This is a genomic window from Kushneria marisflavi (assembly GCF_002157205.1).
Taxonomy (GTDB): domain Bacteria; phylum Pseudomonadota; class Gammaproteobacteria; order Pseudomonadales; family Halomonadaceae; genus Kushneria; species Kushneria marisflavi.
This window is the reverse complement of sequence record NZ_CP021358.1, coordinates 1,849,355-1,869,275: the sequence shown is the minus strand read 5'-3', so window position 1 is coordinate 1,869,275 and position 19,921 is coordinate 1,849,355. Positions and strand designations below refer to the sequence as shown.

General features: G+C 61.1%; 18 protein-coding genes. 6 read left to right on the top strand and 12 right to left on the bottom strand.

Going from position 1 to position 19,921, the window contains the following annotated elements; genetic code table 11:
* Positions 1-38 precede the first annotated feature (38 nt).
* Positions 39-641, top strand: a complete 603-nt coding sequence (locus B9H00_RS08525; protein WP_086621328.1) for a helix-turn-helix domain-containing protein — start codon at positions 39-41, stop codon at positions 639-641.
* Positions 642-709: 68 nt separating this feature from the next.
* Here B9H00_RS08525 and lldD read toward each other — a convergent pair whose 3' ends face one another.
* Together lldD and B9H00_RS08515 are read right to left on the bottom strand one after the other, a co-directional pair.
* On the bottom strand, positions 710-1,864 hold the full coding sequence (gene lldD, locus B9H00_RS08520; RefSeq protein WP_086900301.1) for an FMN-dependent L-lactate dehydrogenase LldD: 1,155 nt from the start codon (positions 1,862-1,864) through the stop codon (positions 710-712).
* A gap of 52 nt (positions 1,865-1,916) precedes the next feature.
* Positions 1,917-3,611 carry an L-lactate permease gene (locus tag B9H00_RS08515; RefSeq protein WP_086901787.1) on the bottom strand — a complete coding sequence of 565 codons (1,695 nt, stop codon included), beginning with the start codon at positions 3,609-3,611 and terminating at the stop codon, positions 1,917-1,919.
* A gap of 268 nt (positions 3,612-3,879) precedes the next feature.
* On the opposite strand from B9H00_RS08515, the gene B9H00_RS08510 reads away from it, so the two are divergent.
* Positions 3,880-4,641, top strand: a complete 762-nt coding sequence (locus tag B9H00_RS08510) for a GntR family transcriptional regulator (protein ID WP_086900300.1) — start codon at positions 3,880-3,882, stop codon at positions 4,639-4,641.
* Between the two features lie 122 nt (positions 4,642-4,763).
* Here the strand turns inward: B9H00_RS08510 and B9H00_RS08505 are convergent, their stop codons facing one another.
* Together B9H00_RS08505 and B9H00_RS08500 are read right to left on the bottom strand one after the other, a co-directional pair.
* Positions 4,764-6,206, bottom strand: a complete 1,443-nt coding sequence (locus tag B9H00_RS08505) for a YfcC family protein (RefSeq protein ID WP_086901786.1) — start codon at positions 6,204-6,206, stop codon at positions 4,764-4,766.
* 122 nt (positions 6,207-6,328) lie between these two features.
* Complete coding sequence (locus B9H00_RS08500; RefSeq protein WP_086900299.1) at positions 6,329-7,120, bottom strand: sulfite exporter TauE/SafE family protein; 792 nt, start codon at positions 7,118-7,120, stop codon at positions 6,329-6,331.
* 319 nt (positions 7,121-7,439) lie between these two features.
* Between B9H00_RS08500 and B9H00_RS08495 the strand changes: the two genes are divergently transcribed.
* Positions 7,440-9,263: a glycoside hydrolase family 15 protein gene (locus B9H00_RS08495; protein ID WP_086900298.1), complete on the top strand. Its 1,824-nt coding sequence runs from the start codon at positions 7,440-7,442 to the stop codon at positions 9,261-9,263.
* A gap of 87 nt (positions 9,264-9,350) precedes the next feature.
* Entirely contained in the window at positions 9,351-10,157 is an 807-nt protein-coding gene (locus B9H00_RS08490) for an MBL fold metallo-hydrolase (protein ID WP_086900297.1), read from the top strand.
* Between the two features lie 73 nt (positions 10,158-10,230).
* On the opposite strand, the gene B9H00_RS08485 is transcribed toward B9H00_RS08490, so the two are convergent.
* The 5 genes from B9H00_RS08485 to B9H00_RS08465 form a co-directional block, all read right to left on the bottom strand.
* Positions 10,231-11,430 (bottom strand): PQQ-dependent sugar dehydrogenase, encoded by a 1,200-nt coding sequence (locus tag B9H00_RS08485; protein WP_086900296.1) that lies wholly within the window; start codon positions 11,428-11,430, stop codon positions 10,231-10,233.
* 121 nt (positions 11,431-11,551) lie between these two features.
* The gene (locus B9H00_RS08480) at positions 11,552-12,814 is read right to left on the bottom strand and encodes a D-mannose isomerase (protein ID WP_211329598.1); all 1,263 of its coding nucleotides are present in this window, start codon (positions 12,812-12,814) and stop codon (positions 11,552-11,554) included.
* 141 nt (positions 12,815-12,955) lie between these two features.
* On the bottom strand, positions 12,956-13,819 hold the full coding sequence (locus tag B9H00_RS08475) for an SDR family oxidoreductase (protein WP_086900295.1): 864 nt from the start codon (positions 13,817-13,819) through the stop codon (positions 12,956-12,958).
* Between the two features lie 59 nt (positions 13,820-13,878).
* Positions 13,879-14,223: an EthD domain-containing protein gene (locus B9H00_RS08470; protein WP_086900294.1), complete on the bottom strand. Its 345-nt coding sequence runs from the start codon at positions 14,221-14,223 to the stop codon at positions 13,879-13,881.
* Positions 14,224-14,234: 11 nt separating this feature from the next.
* Positions 14,235-15,059, bottom strand: a complete 825-nt coding sequence (locus B9H00_RS08465; RefSeq protein ID WP_086900293.1) for an antibiotic biosynthesis monooxygenase — start codon at positions 15,057-15,059, stop codon at positions 14,235-14,237.
* A gap of 131 nt (positions 15,060-15,190) precedes the next feature.
* Between B9H00_RS08465 and B9H00_RS08460 the strand changes: the two genes are divergently transcribed.
* Positions 15,191-15,886 (top strand): IclR family transcriptional regulator, encoded by a 696-nt coding sequence (locus B9H00_RS08460; protein ID WP_086900292.1) that lies wholly within the window; start codon positions 15,191-15,193, stop codon positions 15,884-15,886.
* Positions 15,887-16,008: 122 nt separating this feature from the next.
* Complete coding sequence (rhtB, locus tag B9H00_RS08455) at positions 16,009-16,632, top strand: homoserine/homoserine lactone efflux protein (protein WP_086900291.1); 624 nt, start codon at positions 16,009-16,011, stop codon at positions 16,630-16,632.
* A 5-nt stretch (positions 16,633-16,637) separates the two neighbouring features.
* Here the strand turns inward: rhtB and B9H00_RS08450 are convergent, their stop codons facing one another.
* From B9H00_RS08450 to B9H00_RS08440, 3 genes are all read right to left on the bottom strand, one after another.
* Positions 16,638-17,507, bottom strand: coding sequence for an ATP-grasp fold amidoligase family protein (locus B9H00_RS08450; RefSeq protein WP_157663202.1), 870 nt, complete (start codon positions 17,505-17,507; stop codon positions 16,638-16,640).
* Positions 17,508-17,926: 419 nt separating this feature from the next.
* Positions 17,927-19,441 carry a tripartite tricarboxylate transporter permease gene (locus tag B9H00_RS08445; RefSeq protein ID WP_086900289.1) on the bottom strand — a complete coding sequence of 505 codons (1,515 nt, stop codon included), beginning with the start codon at positions 19,439-19,441 and terminating at the stop codon, positions 17,927-17,929.
* A gap of 4 nt (positions 19,442-19,445) precedes the next feature.
* On the bottom strand, positions 19,446-19,919 hold the full coding sequence (locus B9H00_RS08440; RefSeq protein WP_086900288.1) for a tripartite tricarboxylate transporter TctB family protein: 474 nt from the start codon (positions 19,917-19,919) through the stop codon (positions 19,446-19,448).
* Between the last annotated feature and the right edge of the window lie 2 nt (positions 19,920-19,921).

The window sequence follows — 19,921 nt, the reverse complement described above, 5'->3', positions numbered from 1 at the left end:
AGGCCTACCGAATTCAAGTTTGATCAGGAGTCATGGTGATGACGTCATATCGCGTGCTGGCACTCTTGCCGCTGGCAGCCCTTTTGAGTGCCTGTGGTGATCATCAGGAAGCCAGCGAAGGTAACTTCCGTTCGGCACTGCAGGACGATATCGGCAACATGGGGCCGGCGGTCTGTCTGGAGGCGCCCGCACCGCGGTTGCCGTTTGTGGTCGACAAGCGCGCTGTCAGCGAACATCCGGAGCTTGCTGACCGCGTCAAGCGCGCCGATGCGCTCGCGAAAGCCGGGCTGCTCGAGCGTGAAGCCATGAGCGATGGACGCCAGCGCTACAAGCTCACCGATGAAGGCCGTAAGCTCTATGCCCGCGAGCAGGGGCTCGAGCAGGGCGGCTTCTGCTTTGGCAAGGTGCGCGTCGAAGGCATCGACAGCTTCACGCCGGCCCAGGCCATCGACGGCGGCTACACCGTCTCCCACGTTCGCTACAGCTACCGGATCGATGACCTGCCCGACTGGGCCGAGGATGACAGCCTGCAAAAGGCCTACAAGGGCGGTCTGGAAGGTCTTGAAGACACCCATCACAAGCGCGCCATGATGGTCCTGACCAACAAGGGATGGCAGACCGAGCGTCGCTTTGCCGAATAATTGCGTCACGAGCCATCAAAAAAAGGCGACCCCGGAGGTCGCCTTTTTAATGACAGTCCATGAGTGGACTAGTCGATGACCGAGCCGGACTGCGGCACCAGAACATCACTTGTGATGTTACTGATGGTGCTGGCCCCCGTCAGCGTCATGGCCACACGCATCTCCTTTTCGATCAGTTCCAGCAGGTTCACCACGCCGGCCCGGCCGTGGGTTGCCAGCGCATGGACAAAGGCGCGGCCCAGCAGCACCGTATCTGCGCCCAGCGCAATCATGCGGACCACATCAAGACCATTGCGAATTCCCGAGTCGGCAAGGATCTTGAGCTCTCCCTTGACCGCACTGGCGATCTCCGGCAACGCACGAGCGCTTGAAAGCACGCCGTCAAGCTGTCGCCCGCCGTGGTTGGAGACGACAATGCCATCGGCGCCAAAGCGCACGGCATCCCGGGCATCTTCCGGATCGAGAATACCCTTGATGATCATGGGGCCTTGCCAGAAATCGCGAATCCACTCCAGATCCTGCCAGGAAATGGAGGGATCGAAGTTTTTGGCCAGCCAGCCAATATAATCTTCAAGTCCCGTCGGATGACCTCGGTAGGCGGAGATGTTGCCCAGATCGTGCGGGCGGCCGTGCAGACCGACATCCCAGGCCCAGAGCGGATGGGTACACGCCTGCCACATGCGACGAAGGGCGGCGTGTTTGCCGCTCATGCCGGAGTGCGCGTCACGATAGCGGGCCCCGGGCGTTGGCATGTCCACGGTAAAGACCAGCGTGCGAACGCCTGCCGCCCAGGCCCGCTCCAGGGCATTTTTCATGAACCCCCGGTCCTTGAGTACATAGAGCTGAAACCACATGGGGCGGGACAGCTCGGCGGTGACTTCCTCGATCGAGCACACCGAGACGGTCGACAGGGTAAAGGGAATGCCCTTTTCTGCTGCGGCCGTGGCGGCCTGGACTTCACCGCGGCGGGCATACATGCCGCACAGCCCGACCGGCGCCAGCGCCACCGGCATCGCTAGGCGCTCACCGAAAAGCTCCGTTTCAAGGCTCAGCTCGGACATGTTTCTCAACACGCGCTGACGCAGGGCAACGCTGCCAAGATCCTCCACGTTGCGCCGCATGGTGTACTCGGCGTAGGCGCCGCCGTCGAGATAGTGAAACAGAAAGGGCGGCAGCCGCCGTCTGGCGGCTGCGCGGTAATCGGTAGAGGCTGAAATGATCATGTTGGACCCTGAATCCGTAAGGATGACTTTGAATATGGTGGAATCGCAGGCGCTAACCGCCCATGAGCGGGTCCCTGACGCCGAGCGCGTAGCAGGCCACAAGGCCGATAATGCCGGTCAACAGCACGTAGTAGAGGGTGGGCCAGATCGTCTTGCGAAGGGTAATGCCTTCCCGTCCGATCAATCCGACCGTGGCCGAGGCCGCCACGATGTTGTGGATGGCGATCATGTTGCCGGCCGCCGCGCCCACGGCCTGAATGGAGACGATAAAGGCGCCGGAGATGCCCAGCGTTTCGGCCACGCCGAACTGGAACTGGCTGAACATCATGTTGCTGACGGTGTTGGAACCGGCCAGAAACGCCCCCATCGCGCCAACGGTTGGCGCCATCAGGGGATAGATACCGCCGACGCTGTCGGCCACGTAGCGCGCCATCGCAATCGGCATGCTCGGAAGGTCGGCGGCATTGATCCCTGAGTTGATCAGGATGCGCACCATGGGCACGGTAAACAGCAGCACAAAGCCTGCCTTGAGCAGCACCTGACCGGACTCGCTGGCCGCCGCGCCGAGTGCGCGCAGGCGCATGCGATGAAGCCCCACGGTGAGAAGTGCCACGAACACAAGAATACCGCCGGGCAGAAACAGCGGCTCGACGCTGGCGCTGATGCCTTCCTCATTCAGGATGTTGGTCATGCCAAAGCTCAGCGATTTAAGCGCCGCCGTCACTTCCGGGAAAACGCGGCTGATCACCAGCAGGGCGCCCACCAGCACGTAGGGCAGCCAGGCCAGCCACTGGCTCATGGGGCGGGTGGTGAGATCGTCGATTCTGACCTGTAGCGTGCCCATCCATTCGGCCGGCCATTCTTTGGGCTCGGCAAAGTCCCAGACCGTTTTAGGCGTCAGAAAGCGCAGGCGAGCGGCGGTCACGACGATGACCAGACCCACCAGACCGCCCAGCAGGGAGGGGAATTCCGGCCCGAGGAAAATGCCGGTCACAAGGTAGGGGAGGGTCAGCGCCAGCCCTGCAAACAGCGCAAAGGGCAGAATCTCGAAGCCGGCCTTCCAGCTTTTCTTTTCGCCGAAAAAGCGCGTCAGCATCAACACCATGATCAGCGGCATGATGGTGCCGACAATGGCGTGGGTGATCGCGGTACCGTTGGTGATCTGCTGTAAAAAGAGCTCCCAGCTTGAGCCGCGCGCGATGAGTTGATCGGTCAGGGTCACGCTGTCCAGCCCGGTCGTAACGCCAATGACAATGGGGGTGCCCACGGCGCCAAAGGAGACCGGGGTGCTCTGTACCAGCATGCCCATCAGCACGGCCGCCATGGCAGGAAAGCCCATGGCGACCAGCAGCGGTGCGGCAATGGCGGCCGTGGTCCCAAAGCCGGAGGCGCCTTCGATGAAGCTGCCAAACAGCCAGGCAATGATGATGGCCTGTACGCGACGATCCGGGCTGATGGTGGTAAAGCCGGCATGAATCGCCCTGATCGCGCCCGAGTGCTGCAGCGTGTTAAGCAGCAGGATGGCGCCGAAAATGATCCAGAGCACGCCAATGGTGATGATCAGCCCCTGCAGCGTGGACGCGAGCACGCGCTCGAAGCTCATGCTCCAGCCAGACAGGGCAATCAGCACGCTGAGCAGATAGACCACCGGCATGGCGCGGCTGGCGGGCCAGCGCAGGCCGATCAGCAGTATGCCGGCAACGATAATGGGCGCAATGGCGAGCAGGGCAAGCAGACCGGGTGTCATGTTCATCCCTCCATGTGGTCAAGAGCAGGATGGGGCAGAAATATCACGGCAGGCTGACGAGTCATGAGCATTGCTCCATTTCTTGTTGGGCTTGTCAGATAATTGGTATTACCAATTTAACCTGTGCTGATGCGCAGGCAGTGGAGAGTAAGGGGCTTTCAATTAGAGGGTCAATGAAACCCGGTTGCTACTTTGGTTCATGATGCTTGTCGTTTCATTGTGAAATAGTGCTTAATATAAAATTGGTAATACCAATTGGAGAAAGGGTATGGAAGTCGGTCAGGTTCGCCATCGCAGGCTGGCGGATGGCATTGTCGAGCAGCTACAGTCGATGATTCTCGAGGGCACCCTCAAGCCGGGCGAACGATTGCCGGCAGAACGGGCGCTGGCCGAACAGTTCGGCGTTTCCAGGCCCTCATTGCGTGAGGCCATTCAGCGCCTGACGGCCAACGGGCTGCTCAGCAGCCGACAGGGTGGTGGCACTTACGTGACGCCTTCGCTGGGGGCAACCTTTGGTGACCCGTTGCTGCTGTTGCTGGAAAATAGCCCCGACGCCCAGCGGGATCTCCTTGAGTTCCGGCATACGCTGGAAGGGGCCTGTGCGTTTTATGCCGCACAGCGCGCCACGGAACCGGATCGTGAGCGACTGCAGGCCGCCTTTGATCGGCTACAGCACTGCTATCAGAACGTGGGGCCGACCACGCAGGCTGAAGAGGGGGCAGCGGATGCGGGGTTTCATCTGGCGATTGCCGAGGCCAGCCATAACGGCGTGCTGTTGCATACGATTCGTGGGCTTTTTGATCTGCTCAAGCGTAACGTGGTGACCAATATCGGCGGGATGTATGCCCAGCGTGTCGAAACCCGCGAGATCCTCTCGAGCCAGCATCTTGAGCTGTTTGAGGCGGTCATAAGTCGACAGCCCGAGGCGGCACGCGAGGTCGCTCAGCGTCATATCCACTATGTGCAGGAGGTATTGTCGGAAGTCCATGCCGAGGCACAGCGCATGGCCCGCGCCCGTCGCCGAAGTTGACTCGGCGCCAGTTCCGTTTCTGACATGCCGCCCTGCGCTACATCATTAAAAAGGCGACCCCGGAGGTCGCCTTTTTTGATGCCACAGGAGCCTGACGGCTCAGGGCTTGAGCCGAGTCGGCATCAGCCGTGCCAGCCGCTGGCCTGGGCGACAATCAAAAGCACAATCGCAACCAGTACCCAGAGACCGAACAGCGGCAGGAAAAAGCGCACCCATTTTTGCCAGGGCACGCCCGCCAGCGCGAGCGTGGCCATGAAGTAGCCCGAGGTGGGATAGAGAATATTGCCGATGCCATCGCCGAGCTGATAGGCCAGCACGGCGGTCTGACGGGTCACACCCACCACATCGGCCAGCGGCGCCATGATCGGCATGGTCACCAGCGCCTGGCCGCTGCCCGAGGGCACCACGAAGTTGAAGCCGAGCTGGGCCAGATACATGCCCAGTGCCGACAGTGCCGTGGGCAGTCCGCCAACCAGATGCCCCAGCCCATGGACCATGGTGTCGAGTACCTGGCCATCTTCGAGTACCACGGCGACGGCGCGGGCGATGCCGGCAATCATGGCGCCCATCAGCACGTCCCGAAAGCCCTCGTTGAAGCCCTCGCAGATCTCGTCGATCTTCAGCCCGGCGACCAGACCGGCGGCAACGCCCATGACAATAAAGAGCCCGGCCATTTCCGACATGAACCAGCCGCGTCCGAGCACGCCGTATACCAGCACGCCGAACAGGGCGAGCGTGACCACAATGCAGAGCTTTTGACGCCCGCTAGCGGGGGCCGTGACCTCGTTGAGGGCGTGCTGGTAGCGCGCGCGTTTTTGCTGCTCATCGGCTTCGTCGTGGACCAGGCTGGCCTCGGGGTTGTCCCGCACCCCCCGGGCGTAGCGAATCACCCAGAAGATGGCCACGGCCAGCATGGCCACCAGCGCGATCAGGCGCAGACCAAACCCCGAGTAGAGCGGCAGGCTTGAAAGCTGCTGGGCCAGGCCGGTGTTGATCGGGTTGATAACGCCGGCAGCAAACCCTGCCGTGGTGGCGCAAAGGGCAATGGCGGCGGCGGTGATGGAGTCAAAGCGCAGGGCGATCAGAAGCGGCAGAATCACCGGCACATAGACCAGTGACAGCTCCTGGGTACCGATGATGGTGGCCAGTACGCCAAACAGCACCATCAGAACCGGAATCACCCACAGGCTGCGACCGGCGAAATGACGGGTCAGGTGATCGACCCCCAGTTCGATGATGCCGGTACGGCGCAGCACCGCAAACATGCCGCCGATCAAGAGCGTGAAAAACACCACTTCACCGGCACCAAGCAGCCCGCGTGGAATGGCCAGCAGCAGTTCGGTCGGTCCGGCAGGGCTGGGCGTGACCCAGTGAAAGGATGCGGCATCAATGGTGGTGCGGCCGTTGGGGCCGGGCACGGTATCGTAGGCGCCGGCCGGAATCAGCCAGGTGGCCAGGCCCGCCAGAAGAATAAAGATGAAAAGAATGGCGTAAATATGCGGAATCTGAAACGAACGTTTCTTTGGTGGGCGCGCCGATGGGTTCCGGGAAAGATCCTGTGACATGGTCATGACTCGTTGTTCTTGGTTGGGTGTCAGGGCGCCCCGAAGGGGACGCCCACCCCCTGATAGTTTCACAACTTGTCATCCGACGAAAGTCGGCATCGGACGATGGACGATGATCCCGGCTATATCAGGAAATTAAGGCCGATCACCAGCAGCAGCGCGGCAAAGAGGCGCTTCAGGAGTGTGGGGGATAGCCGATGTGCCAGCCGCACGCCGATCCGTGCTGACACCATGCTGGTCAGGGCAATGCCCACCATGCCCGGTAGATAGACATAGCCAATGCTCCAGGCGGGCAGGTCATCATGACCATGACCAAACCACATGAAGGACAGCGCGCCGGCAATGGCAATCGGCAGACCACAGGCGGCCGAGGTGCCCACCGCCTGCTGGGCCGGCAGATTGCGCCACAAAAGAAAGGGGACGGTCAGCGAGCCACCGCCGATGCCAAAGATGGCCGAGGCCCAGCCAATGATCGTACCGCCACCGATCAGCCATGGTTTGCCGGGTGGCCGATAGTCGGTGCCGCCGCCTTTCGGGCGCAGGTTGAAGGCAATCTGGATTGCCATGGCGATGGCAAACACGCCGATCACCGTCTGTAAATCGTTGCCCGGAATCCAGGAGGCGGTCAGCGCCCCCAGCGCACAGCCGCCCACGATGCCGATGCTCATCCAGCCCACCAGTGGCCAGCGTGTTGCGCCCATGCGGTGATGGCCATGAATCGAGTTGAGTGAGGTAAACACAATGGTGGCCAGTGAGGTCCCCACGGCCAGATGCGTCATGACCTCCGGGTCGACGCCCTGCAGGGTAAAGCTGTAGATGAGCACCGGGACGATGATCAGGCCGCCCCCGACGCCAAACAGCCCCGCCAGAATGCCGGCCACGATGCCAAGTGCGAGATAAAGAAGAAAGATCATGCGAAGTCCACTGTCATCCTGTGAGAGACGCCGGAGTAATGCCGGTCGGGCATGCCGACAAGCATAGTGCGTCAGGGGCCGGTACTGTAGGGATCGTTGACCACCAGGCCGAGGCTTTTTGGGGCGGTGGTCGTGGGGCGACAGTGGCGCGATGGCGCTGTCGCGTCCACCTTTAAGGATTAATCTGCATCTATTTTCGCGGCACCGGTGGCCTGACCCTTAGCCACCGGTGCCGCAGGACGGCCAGTCCGGGCCTGTCGCGCTTATTGCCGGCGCAGGGATTCCGTCCGCTTCACTTCATTTCACAGGGAAGTTATCGATGACCAAAAGACAGGTTGCCAATCCTGCTCGGGAAGAGGGGTTTGCACCACTGGGCGATTATGCCGCCATTGGTGAAGGACGCTCCGTGGCCTTGATTGCGCTGGATGGCGCCATCGACTGGTGGTGTGCGCCGAGCATGGACTCTCCCCCGCTGTTTGATCGCCTGCTTGAACCCGAAGTGGGCGGTTACTTCTCGCTCACCCCGCGTGGTGACTATCGCGTCGAGCGGCACTATCGTAATAACAGCAACGTGCTTGAGACCACCTTCATCACCCGTGACGGGAAGGCCCGGATCACCGAGTCTATCAACAGCAACACGGCCGGGCGTCTGCCCTGGTGCGAGCTGGCGCGTCGCGTGGAAGGTCTTGAAGGCGAGGTGACCTTCGATATCTGCTTTCATGCCGGCACCCATACCGAAACCGTCAGTCCATGGCTGCAGGAGACGGCCATCGGGCGGATCTACAACATTGGCCATCTGATGGCGATGCTGCGCTGCTCGGACGATGTCGAGATCAATGAGTGCTGTGACCGGTATGCCAGGGCTACCCTTGTGAGCCGTGAAGGGCAGCGTTCGATGGTGGCGCTGCTGGCCACCGAAGGTCAGCCGCTGGCCGTGCCTTCCATCGAGAGCATCGACGAGCGCATCGAGGTCAGTGATTTTGCCTGGCGTGACTGGGTCGAAAAGCTCGATTTCGACGGCGAGTATCCCGAGTGGGTCCATCGCTCGGCGCTGGCGCTCAAGTTTCTGCTCTATTCGCCCAGCGGGGCGATTGCCGCCGCAGCGACCACCTCTCTGCCGGAGCGCCTCGGCGGCGACAAGAACTATGACTATCGCTATGCCTGGGTGCGTGATGCCTGCCTGGTGATCAAGGCGTTTGTGCATGCCGGGGCGATCGAGGAGTCCCAGGCCGCCTTTTCCTGGCTGACCCGGACCATCCGTCGTCACGGCCCCGACATGCGCGTGTGCTACACGCTACAGGGCGAGCTGATTCCGGCCGAGACCTATCCGGCGCTCACCGGCTACAAGCATTCACAGCCGGTGCGGGTGGGCAACAACGCCCGCGATCAGATCCAGCTGGGCATGTATGGCGATCTTCTGGCCACGGCGACGCTGTTCATCGATGCCGGTCACATCATCGACCTCAATACCGCCCGACTACTGGGGGATCTGGCCAATCAGTGCGCCGATCGCTGGCGCGTGCGTGACGCCGGCATCTGGGAGCTGCCCGGTGACTATCATCACTACACGCACTCCAAGATGAACTGCTGGCTGGCACTGACCAATGCCGTACAGCTGGCGGAGCAGGGGCACATCGAACCGACCTGGAAAAAGCGCTGGGAGCGGGAAAGAGACCGCATTGCCGAATGGGTCGAGACGCACTGCTGGTCCGAGGCGCGCGGAGCTTACGTGTTCCACGAGGGTGTGGAGGGGCTGGACGCCGCTCTGTGCCTGACCTATCGCTTTGGTGCCGAGGTCAATCGCGAGCGCATGCTCTCGACCTATCGCGCCATCCGTCAGGAGCTGGGACGTGGCGCGTTGATCTATCGCTACTCAGGCGCTCACGAAGAGGAGGGTGCTTTCGTCGCCTGCTCCTTCTGGATGGTCGAGGCGCTGGCGGCCCTGGGCGAGCAGGAAGAGGCCCGTGCGTTGATGGATGAAGCGCTCGAGGCCACCAATGGCAATCTGGGGCTTTTGACCGAGATGGTCGATCCCTCGACCGGTGAGCATCTGGGCAATGTCCCTCAGGGGCTCAGCCACCTGGCCCAGATCTGCGCGGCCAATGCCCTGTCAGGCCGGGTGGTCGAGGGGGCGCACGGCTGACATGACCCAAAGATCCTCCGTTCATGATCAAATGGCGATGTGACGGTATTTCCTGAAAGGCGATAACAGGCTCAAGGAAGGAAAGGCATGCTTGAGAAAGGCTTTTTATGTGACACCTGTGGCGTACAGTATGACGCCCTGGACCACCCTCCAAAGCGATGTCCGATCTGCGAGGACGAGCGTCAGTACGTGCCGACGGGCGGTCAGCGCTGGATTAAACCGGAGGCACTGCTGGCGCAGCACGCCAATACGTTCGAGCAGCTCGCGTCCGGGCTTTTGAGCCTTCGCAGCACGCCGAAATTCGGTATAGGCCAGCGAGCGCTCTTGTTGCAGACGCCTCACGGTAACGTGTTGTGGGACTGTTTGAGCCTTCTGGATGACGCCACCTGCCAGCTGATTCAGGGGCTGGGCGGGCTTGCCGCCATCGCGATCTCGCATCCGCACTACTACAGCACCATGGCCCGCTGGGCCGAGGTGTTTGACTGTCCGCTGTATGTGCACGGTGATGATCGTGAGTGGGTGATGAGACCTTCCGATCGGCTGTCGTTCTGGTCCGGTGACCGGCTCGACGTGCTGCCGGGCGTGACCGTCTATCGGCTGGGCGGTCACTTCCCCGGGGCCAGCGTGCTGCATTATCCGGCGCAGCAACTGCTGCTGGGTGGCGACACGCTGCTGGTGACGCCGGATGGCAAGGCCTCGTTCATGTGGTCCTATCCCAACAATATTCCGCTGCCGGCGGCGACCGTCAAGGCGATGGGCGAGACCCTGGCAACGCTTGAGTTTGACGCGCTTTACTGCGCCTTCAAGGGCAGCGAAATTCCCACCGGGGCCGGGCAGGTCGTACAGTCTTCGGTCAGGCGCTACTGCCACGCGCTGGAGCAGATTCCCGGGTAGCCACAGGCCCCACAGATGACAGCGCCCCGCCATCAGTCCGATGGCGGGGCGCTGTTGTTTGCTCTGACCGGCGTTATTTTTGTGGCTGAACGCGAATCAGCGCGCCATCACGCTGGTCGGTCAGCAGCCACAGGTCATCGTCCGGCCCCTGCGCGACATCGCGTACCCGGCCGAGGGTTTCCAGATAGCGTGCTTCCCCGGTCACACGATTGTCGTCCAGCGTGAGCCGAACGATCCCGCCGGGTTTGAGCGAGGCGATCACGAGACTGTTCTGCCAGCCATCAAACTGATCACCGGTGTAAAAGGTCATGTCGCCCGGTGCAATGACCGGGTCCCAGTAATAGATCGGCTGTTCCAAACTGTCCTTTTGGGTGATGCCCTGGCCGATGGCCGCGCCGGAATAGTCTTCCCCATAGGTGATCACCGGCCAGCCGTAGTTGAGGCCGGGCTCGGGACGGTTAAGTTCATCTCCCCCCTTCGGGCCATGTTCAATGGTCCAGAGCGCACCGGTGTCGGGGTGTCGTGCGGCGCCCTGCAGGTTGCGATGACCCAACGACCAGATCTCGCCCCGCGCGTCATCGCGCCCTGCGAAGGGGTTGCCGTCGGGCACCGAGCCATCGGCATTGACCCTGACCACCTTGCCGATCGTGTTGTCCAGGGTCTGGGCCAGCTGGCGCGGCTCGACCAGTGAGCGCTCGCCGAGCGTGATCCAGAGCGTGCCATCGGTGCCCCAGACGAGCCGTGAGCCAAAGTGTTTGGTGGAGTCCCAGGCCGGCTGCTGCTGGAAAATGGTCTCTACGTCGGTCAGGCGTGTACTGTCCTCGGAGAGTCTGCCACGCGCCACGGCAGTGGCGTTTTCGCCGTTGCCACTTGGCTCGGCGTAGCTGAGATAGACGAGGCGAGTGTCGGCAAAGTCCGGTGCCAGGCTAACGTCCAGAAGGCCGCCCTGACCGCGGGCATCCACCTCGGGAAGCCCTTCGATCGGTGCCGAGACTTCGCCTTCCGGCGTGATGCGTCGCAGCCGACCCGGGCGCTCGGTCACCAGCAGATCGCCGTCGGGCAGGAAGGCGAGGCCCCAGGGGAGTTCAAGCCCGTCGGCCACGGTGGTCGTCTCAAGGCTGGTTTTGTCTTCAAGCTGTGGGGCGCGGGTCTGCTGCTCGAAGGCCGGTGTCTGTGAGGGAGCATTGGGCGGTCCTGTCGGTACCGGTTCGGCCATGACCGCTGGGGTCATCATCAGGACAATAAGGGGCGACAGAAACGGCGCAACACGCATGGGCACTCTCCCGGCAGGCTGAATCGACAGTTGTGAGGATCGATTCAGCCTCGCATGCCCGCCGCATTGATGCCCGGCGCCTTCAGCTTTGGCTCAAGACGAAGGGCCGGGGATCAAAACGCTAGAGCATCCCGTCCGCGATGGCGCGCGCCATGGTCGGCGCCACCGGCAGGCGGGGCAGCAGCGTGGCCTGATAGGCATGGTAGAGATCTGCCTTGCCGGACCACACAGTGCTCGAGGGGCGATTGTGACGATCAAGCTCCTGATGCCAGCTGCCCTGTTCGCGATCGATCAGGAAGCGATCAATATAGTCCCAGAAGCAGCGGTACCAGCGCTCGTAGCCGACGTCTCCGGTGCGTTTGAGCAGCATGGCCGCGGTCGATGCCGCCTCGGCCACTACCCAGTGCATGCGCTCGTGGACGACCGGCTGGTTGTCCCAGTCATGGGTATAGATCAGGCCGGGTTCGCCATCGACCTGCCAGGCCAGTTCCGTGGCGCTGTGAAACAGGCCGCGGGCGTCTTCGATCAGCCAGCCCGGTGTGCTGTCACCATGGCGCAGAAGGCTGCCTTCCAGGTGCAGCATCAGGCGCGACCATTCAAAGGCGTGCCCGGGTGTGGCGCCATAGGGCCGGAACGGGTCACCGGGCTTGTCGCGGTTATAGTCACGCCATTCCTGCCAGTGGCTGTCGAAATGTTCGACCACGCGATAGTTGTTGGGACGGGCGTGAGCGTGAATGATCCTTTCGACAATGGAGAGTGCTCGCGCTCGCCATTGGGGCGCATCAAGCACGTCGGCAAGCTGCAGGAAGGCCTCGGTCGCGTGCATGTTGCTGTTGCCGCCGCGGTAGGCCTCATCCTCGGACCAGTCGCGGGAGAACCCTTCACGCAGCCGGCCCTCCCTTTCATCCCAGAAGCGCGTCTCGAGCACCTCAAGGATGTCATCCAGCAGCGGGCCGGCGTCTTCGTCTCCGGACTGCCAGGCGCTGGCTGCGGCCAGCGCCACAAAGGCGTGGATGTAGGCCTGCTTGGTCTGTGTTTCGCCATTACGCGGGCGCTCGCCATACCAGCCGCCGTGTTCGTGATCATGCAGGTCACCGCGCAGTGCAGCGACGCCATGGGCGACCAGCGGTGCCGCGCCAGGCTCACCGCGCATGGCCGCCAGCGCGAAACAGTGGGTCATGCGCGCCGTGATCATGGTATCGGGGTGGGCATCGTCAGGCAGGCGGCCTTGCTCGTCCAGCGCGGCAAAACCGCACTCAGGATGGCGCGAGGCGCGATAGAAGGCCAGCAGTCGCTGACCTTCCATCTCGAGCCAGTGATGGTGCGCCGAGCGCTCGAGCCAGCTTTCACGAGACGATAAGGGGTTCGGTGTCATGCCGGGCATATGAGTCAGGGCCTCCTTCGCCCAGGGGAGTGAGATATCCGTCATCATTGATGATGGCAGAGCACGTCAATGTTCATGCCGCCCTGGCCGACCCGCGTGAACCGGTGAACATCTCCCGGTCTGCCGGCCAGGCACCAGGCCTCAGCCGTTCACCACAACGCCACCGTTGGGGTGCAGCGTCTGACCGCTCATGAAGGCCGCATCCAGCGACGCTAGAAAAACATAGCACGGTCCCAGCTCCCATGGTTGCGCGGCACGTCCCATGGGCGTCTCGGCGCCAAAGTCTTCGAGCATTTCCGGGTCGTGGGCACCCAGCGTCGCTGGCTGCAGCGGCGTCCAGACCGGCCCTGGAGCCACCGCATTGACCCGGATGCCGCGTCCCACCACCTGGTTGGAGAGCGAGCGGGTAAAGCTGATGATCGCGCCCTTGGTGGCACTATAGTCCACCAGAAAGTCGGGGCCGATATAGGCATTCACCGAGGCGGTATTGATAATCGCATCGTCTTCGCCCAGATACGGCAGTGCGGCCTTGGTCAGGTAGAACATGCCGTGCATGTTGGTCGCGAAGGTCTGCTCCCACTGCTCGTCGCTCAGCTCGGTCAGATCGGTGCTGACCTGCTGAGTTCCTGCGTTGTTGACCAGAATGTTGAGCCCTCCGAAATGGTCGATCACCTTTTGCACTGATGCTCGACAAAAGGCGGCATTGCGGATATCGCCCGCGATCAGCAGGCAGCGCTGACCTTCGGCTTCCACCAGGCGCTGCGTTTCCAGAGCATCGTCCTCTTCACTGAGGTACATCACTGCGACGTCGGCGCCTTCACGCGCGAAATGGATCGCCGTCGAGCGGCCAATGCCACTGTCGGCGCCGGTAATCAGAGCGATTTTGCCCTCAAGCTTTGCGCTGCCGCGATACCCCGGGCGGATGAATTCTGCAGGCGGCTGCATCAGACCTTCCTTGCCGGGCAGTTCCTGTTGCTGAGCATGGATCTCGGTTTTACTGACCATGGGACATTCCTTGCGTGCGGGTTGGATAAAAGAGCGTAGAGCCGGGGCTTCAACGGTGTTCAAGAGGTGATGATTTCGGCCTGTTCGCCGACCAGAATCAGGGTATTGTCGTGATCGAGAAAGGTCTGCTCGTCAGGGAAGACCTTCTCCTTGTAGGTTTTTGAGCCCAGTACGGCCTGCATGCCCTCAATGCTGTCGAACCAGAGCTCGGCGGTACCGTCGAAGTCTGCCTGCGGCACTGGCAGATCACCCTGTGATGGATGCGTCTGGATATAGCGCAGCACGTGCGTCGATGCCTCCGGGATAGTGCGAAATAACGGACCGTGGGTTTCGATGTGGTGGCGCACGAACTCGGCATGGCTGATGTTGGGGTTGCGTTTGAGCAGCATGGTCATCTTGATCATGGCGAAATACCTCAGGGATGTGGGGTCCAGCGCAGCGTCGATGTCCGGTCGGGATATTCGATGCCGTCCGGATAAGTCAAAAGTTCGATCAGCATTCCCCAGGGGGTACGGCCATAAACGCCGGCGTTACGAGGCCCGTTCTCGATGCCGGCCAGCGGGTGGGTCGGCGACAGCAACTCGCCGCCGGCAGCCTCGAAACGCTGTAAGGCAGTCTCGATGTCGTCGACATAGAGTCCGAAGTGGGTCAGGCCGAGATCCTGCAGTCGCGGTGGTGCCTGTTGCTCACCATTTTCCATCTGGAAGATTTCGAGACACGGGCCGTTGCCGATGCGCATCAACCGCATGTGCACGATGCGAGTGCCGGAGCTCAGGCCGAGCTCCTTTTCCGGGCCTTCTCCCGCCATATCGTCTCCATCGCGCGGTAGCACGTCATACACGTGGCGAGCGCCGAAGGCGTCGGCAAAAAACAGTGAAGCAGCCCGGACATCCGGCACGGTCAGGCCAACGTGATCAATGGCGCGAATCTCGGCATTGGAATCATTTTGCTTATCGAGTTTGACAAGCTCGGTAATACTGGAAGCGCCGCCTTCGGCAAGCGATTTGAGCGCTTCGTTGAACTGTTGCGTATGCGGCATGGCAAGATGACGCTGAAAAGATTCATCGTCGCGATACTCCTCGACGATGACGAAGCCTGACCCGTCGGTGGCCTCATGAGCTTCAAAACGGAGGTTGCCGGCTTCCGAGCGTACTCTGCAGGCAAGCGACTCGACGTAATGCCTTACCTCTGACGTCTTCCCGGGTAGGGGGGTAATGCGCGCGATTATGGAGCGTGTCACGTTGAACCCTCTTCTAAATTTTCGCGTACGAAAAAGGTGTAAATATCGTTAAATTTAGTATTAAAGAAATATTTTTCAAATTTGTAATTCATATTCAATAATGATGAATATTTCGAAAGGTTTTATTTTTTATGATTCAGTCCATCGAGCGGGCACTCCATATTCTTGAATGTATTGCCCATGCTGGCGGTAATATGCGCTTGCAGCAGATTGCCGAAGCCACCGAACTCAAGACCACAACGGCGCACAACATTCTCAAGACGCTGGGAACACTCGGATATGTACGCCGTCGGCCAAATGACACCCGCTACTATCTGGGGGATCGTATCCTTAATCTCGCGCGCATTGCCGGTGACGACAGTGGGTTGCGTCGACGGCTGCGTCCGCGTCTTGAAGCCATGGCCGAGGCCAGCGGTGAGACAGTGTTTCTTGCGGTGCCTTCTGGTGATGAAGTGTTCTTTCTGGATGCCATTGAAAGTTCTCAAATCCTGCGCGCCTCCAGTCAGCAGGGTGAGCGCACGCCAATGGAAGGCTCGGCCATTGGTCTGCTCTTTCTGGCTTTTATGCCAATGCTCCGACAGCAGCTGTTGTCATTGCGCGCCAGTCGAATTGGCCCCGGCATTGTCGGTGAGGTTGACCGCATTGCCGCGCGTGGCTATGCCCTGGATGAAGAGAATTACCTGCCGGGAGTGAATGCCGTGGCTGTTCCCTGGCTTGAGGATGGCGAGCTGCGCGCCGGCTTCGGCATCGCCGGGCCAAGTGTGCGGTTGTCCTCGTCAAGGCTTGAAACACTGGCCGCCCTGATGAGTCGGTTATGCCAGGATTGATGTCGATGACAGGGTGAATGAAGCAGGGTAACGATGGCATGTGAAGCTTCCAGCGATATTTCTCTCTCAAGCCCTTCGGCTTATCATGTTGATCCCTTTTCGTTTGCCACGAGGATGCCTGCATGTCCCCCGAGCTCTTCTGGGCCTTTCTGGCCGCCTCGATACTGATCAGCATCACGCCCGGGGCGGGCGCCATCAACACCATGTCCAACGGCATGCGCTATGGACTCAGGCGAACCCTGCCAGCCATTGTCGGGCTGCAGGTGGGGCTGGGCATACAGATTCTGGTCGTGGGTGCGGGACTGGGGGCGCTGCTGGCGTCCTCGGAGCTGGCCTTCATGCTGATCAAATGGGTCGGGGTGGCGTATCTGATCTATCTGGGCATCAGCAAGTGGCGGGAGAAGGCCGTCGATATCGAGTCGTCATCAAACGACACGCCGCGCGAGGGAGCCCTCACGCGCTTCTGGAAGAGCGTGCTGGTCAACGTGACCAACCCCAAGGCCACGATCTTCATGATCGCGCTGCTGCCCCAGTTTCTGGACCCGGCGCTGTCGCGCGTCACCCAGTTTACCATCATGGGCGTGACCATGATCGGCATCGATATTATGGTGATGTGCGGCTTTGCGGGCCTGGCCACGCTGGTGGCTCGCTGGTTGCGCTCACCGCGCCAGCAGCGGCTGCTTAATCGCCTGTTCGGCGGCCTTTTCGTGTTCGTGGCCGGGCTTCTGGCCACCTGGCGGGCCTGACGGTCTCAGTCGGCGTCGGGCCAGGGCATGTCTATTGGCCCATGGCTGGCCGGCGTGTCGACGGGCGGTCGCAAAGGCTGCATCAGCTGGCCCCACCATTGATCATGTGCGGGCGTTCTGAAGTTCTTGAGCCCGCCGGTCGGCGTAAAGGTGATCTCCCCGAAGTAGATACGTCCCGCCGTTAAATACAGATCCACCCGGGCAAAATCGAAGCCCTCGGACAGTTTTCTGGCCACCTCGAGGGCCTCATCAAGCTGCTCCGGTTTCGGGATTCGTCGTCCGGTGGTGAATCTGTCCTGGACCACCTCGATCAGATTCCAGTCCACGTCATAGTAATCGACGGCAAAATCGGTGAAGCGGTTTTGTACCACCTCGATATAGATCTCGGGGGCATACCGGTCCGGTCGCCTGAAGCAGTAGAACTTGAAGTCCATGGGCGGTCGGCCCTGGTCGTCGAGCAGCAGCTTCTCGAACAGCAATTGGGGCTCTATCTCGCGATAGTGGGACTCACGGCTGGCGGCGTAGTAGTCGGCGCTCAGCCAGCGCCTGCCGATATTATCCAGCAGCTGTAGCGGGTACTGCTGCTTGTCCTCTACCAGCAGATTGAACCCGGAGCCGTGATTGCCCTTCATGACGAAGCTTTCCGGCAGCTGCTTATACATCTTCGGTGTCAGCCGCTGGGTGTGGCCGTAACATTCGATCAGATAATGCTGACCGACGGTGGCTGCTACATAGTCACGAACGGCGTATTTATCGCTCAGAAAGGTGTAGACCGGTTCGGGATCAAAGCGCCGGCAGCAGATCTTTTCATTGAAGGTCTGCGGATTGCTCAGATTCGGAAATCTGCCGAACTCGCGTCGATAGACGAATGACACATACAGCCTGTCATTGAGACGGGATGTAAGCGTTTTACGGGCCCTGCGGAGCAGCGTTCTGGAAAAGTCCCTCAATGTCGGCCGCCTGGCAGGGGCCGATGATGTGTCCCTCATGCCACATGATCTCCTGACGTCAGGAGGAGAGATGGCTCATCCTCGTGGTTTATTGTTGGTGTCATGAAGTGGCCTTTCATGACGCTGATTACTTTGAGGGAGAAACCATTTCTTCAGCTTAATAAGGGCCGGCTCATGAGGGGCGAGCCTTCAGGAGCAACAAGGACTGCAGGTCTTGCGCGGCGCTCCCGGGTATCGCGTGACGTCCTGAAGGGGCTGCCCCCGGGACGTAAGGTGAAAAAAATGCCCGACGGTGAACGTCGGGCAAAAGCGGGGAAATGAGATGGCCCGTTAGCGGGCAGGGCTCAGGATCGTGCCGGCCTCTCGACGCCAGCATGCGCGCCCCTTCTTTTTTGGCGCCATCGGGCCACCATCGGGCCGAACAGTGACAGCAGGGTCAGGGCAAAAAACACCAGCGCGATCGGGCGGGTAAACATCAAAAGCCAATTGCCGTTGTACATGGCCACGCTCTGTCCCAGACGCTGCTCGACCATGACGCCCAGTACCAGACCGATGGCCAGTGATACCACCGAGAACCCGTAACGCTGCATTAAAAAGCCGATGGCACCGAAGGCGATGGCCACATAAACATCAAATACCGACTGTCGTATGGCGTAGGCCCCGATGACCGAGAACAAAAAGACCAGCGGCCAGAGCACCGGCACCGGGATCTGCGTGATGCGCGCATAGAATCGGGCGCCACCAAGTCCGATGACCAGAAACAGCAGATTGCCCACCAGCAGCGCAGCAAACAGCGCACTGAGCAGATTGCTCTGCTCGTTGAAAAGTGTCGGCCCCGGCTGGACGCCCTGCGCCAGAAGCCCTGCCAGAATGATGGCTGCGGTGGGGCTGCCCGGAATACCCAGAGCCAGGGTCGGCACCAGTGAGCCGCCGACCGCCGAGTTGTTGGCCGCTTCCGAGGCCGCAATGCCCTCGATGGCGCCCTTGCCAAAGGTGTCCTGGTTTTTTGAGGTGCGGCGCGCCTCGTTGTAGCTGATCATCGAGGCGATGGTGGCGCCTTCGGCTGGCAGCACGCCGATAAAGGTTCCGATGCCGGTGGCGCGCAGCACGGTATTCCTGATCTGGCGAATGTCGGCCCATGTCGGCAGTCTTGCAGCCTTCATGCCCAGCACTTCCCGCTTGAGCCCCAGTTCGGTCGACTGCCTCAGAAACTCGGCAATACCGAAAAGCCCGATCATGACCGGTACAAAGCCGATGCCGTCATACAGCGCGCTGGAGCCAAAGGTATAGCGCTCGGTGCCGGTCATCATGTGCACCCCGACGGTCGACAGCAGCACCCCAAAGGCGCCGGCAATCAGGTTTTTGGCCGCCGATCCTCCGCCAATGGTGGCCAGCATCGACAGACCAAAGATGGCCAGCGCGAAATATTCCGGCGGGCCGAACTCATAGGCAATGCCGGCCAGCATGGGGGCGGCAAACAGCAGAAAGATCACGCTGACCACGCCGCCAAAGCAGGACGACAGGGTGGCAATCCCGATGGCTCGGCCGGCTTCACCCTTCTTGGCCAGCGGGTAGCCGTCCAGGCAGGTCGTGGCCGAGGCCGAGGTGCCGGGCGTATTGATCAGAATTGCCGTGATACAGCCGGCAAACGTTGAGGAGCCATAGATCGTCGCCAGCACCACGACCGCCGATACCGGGTCCATGGTCAGCGTAAAGGGCAGGGCCAGCGCCGCGCCCGTCGTGCCGCTCAGCCCCGGTAGTACGCCAATGATGGTGCCTGCCAGGGTTGTGATGACAATCAGCAGCAGAAGTGACGGATCGGCAAGGGCGGAAAGCCCGGACATCAGAAGATCAGTCATGGTATCAGCGCCATTCGTAGTAGAGGTTCAAAAGCGGGCTGCGTGGAAATCTGACTTCAAGGCCGATATCAAACAGCACAATCGCAATGACCGGTGCCAGGGCCAGCGCCGTCAGTACCAGCACGCGCCGCTCTCCCCATAACAGGGCCGTGCCCACCGTGACCGTGATCAGCGCGATCAAAAACAGGTTCGAGGCGAGCAGCGCCGAGAAAATCACCAAAAGCAGCGTGGTGGAAAACAGTACTTTCGGCAGGGCTTCCCCCGGTGCCGGCGGTTTTCTGAGGTCGTGGATAAAGGCGATGACGGCAAGGATCAGAATCAGCCCCGTCACCAGACGCGGAAAGGTGGCCGGCTGAAGGCCACGGGCCAGAATGGCCGGCACCGACTTGAAGGTATAGGTCTGTACAAAGGCCAGGATGGCGAGCAGTCCCGCCGCCAGTAGCGGCCCCGAATGACGAACAAGGCGAGAAGGTTGCATGA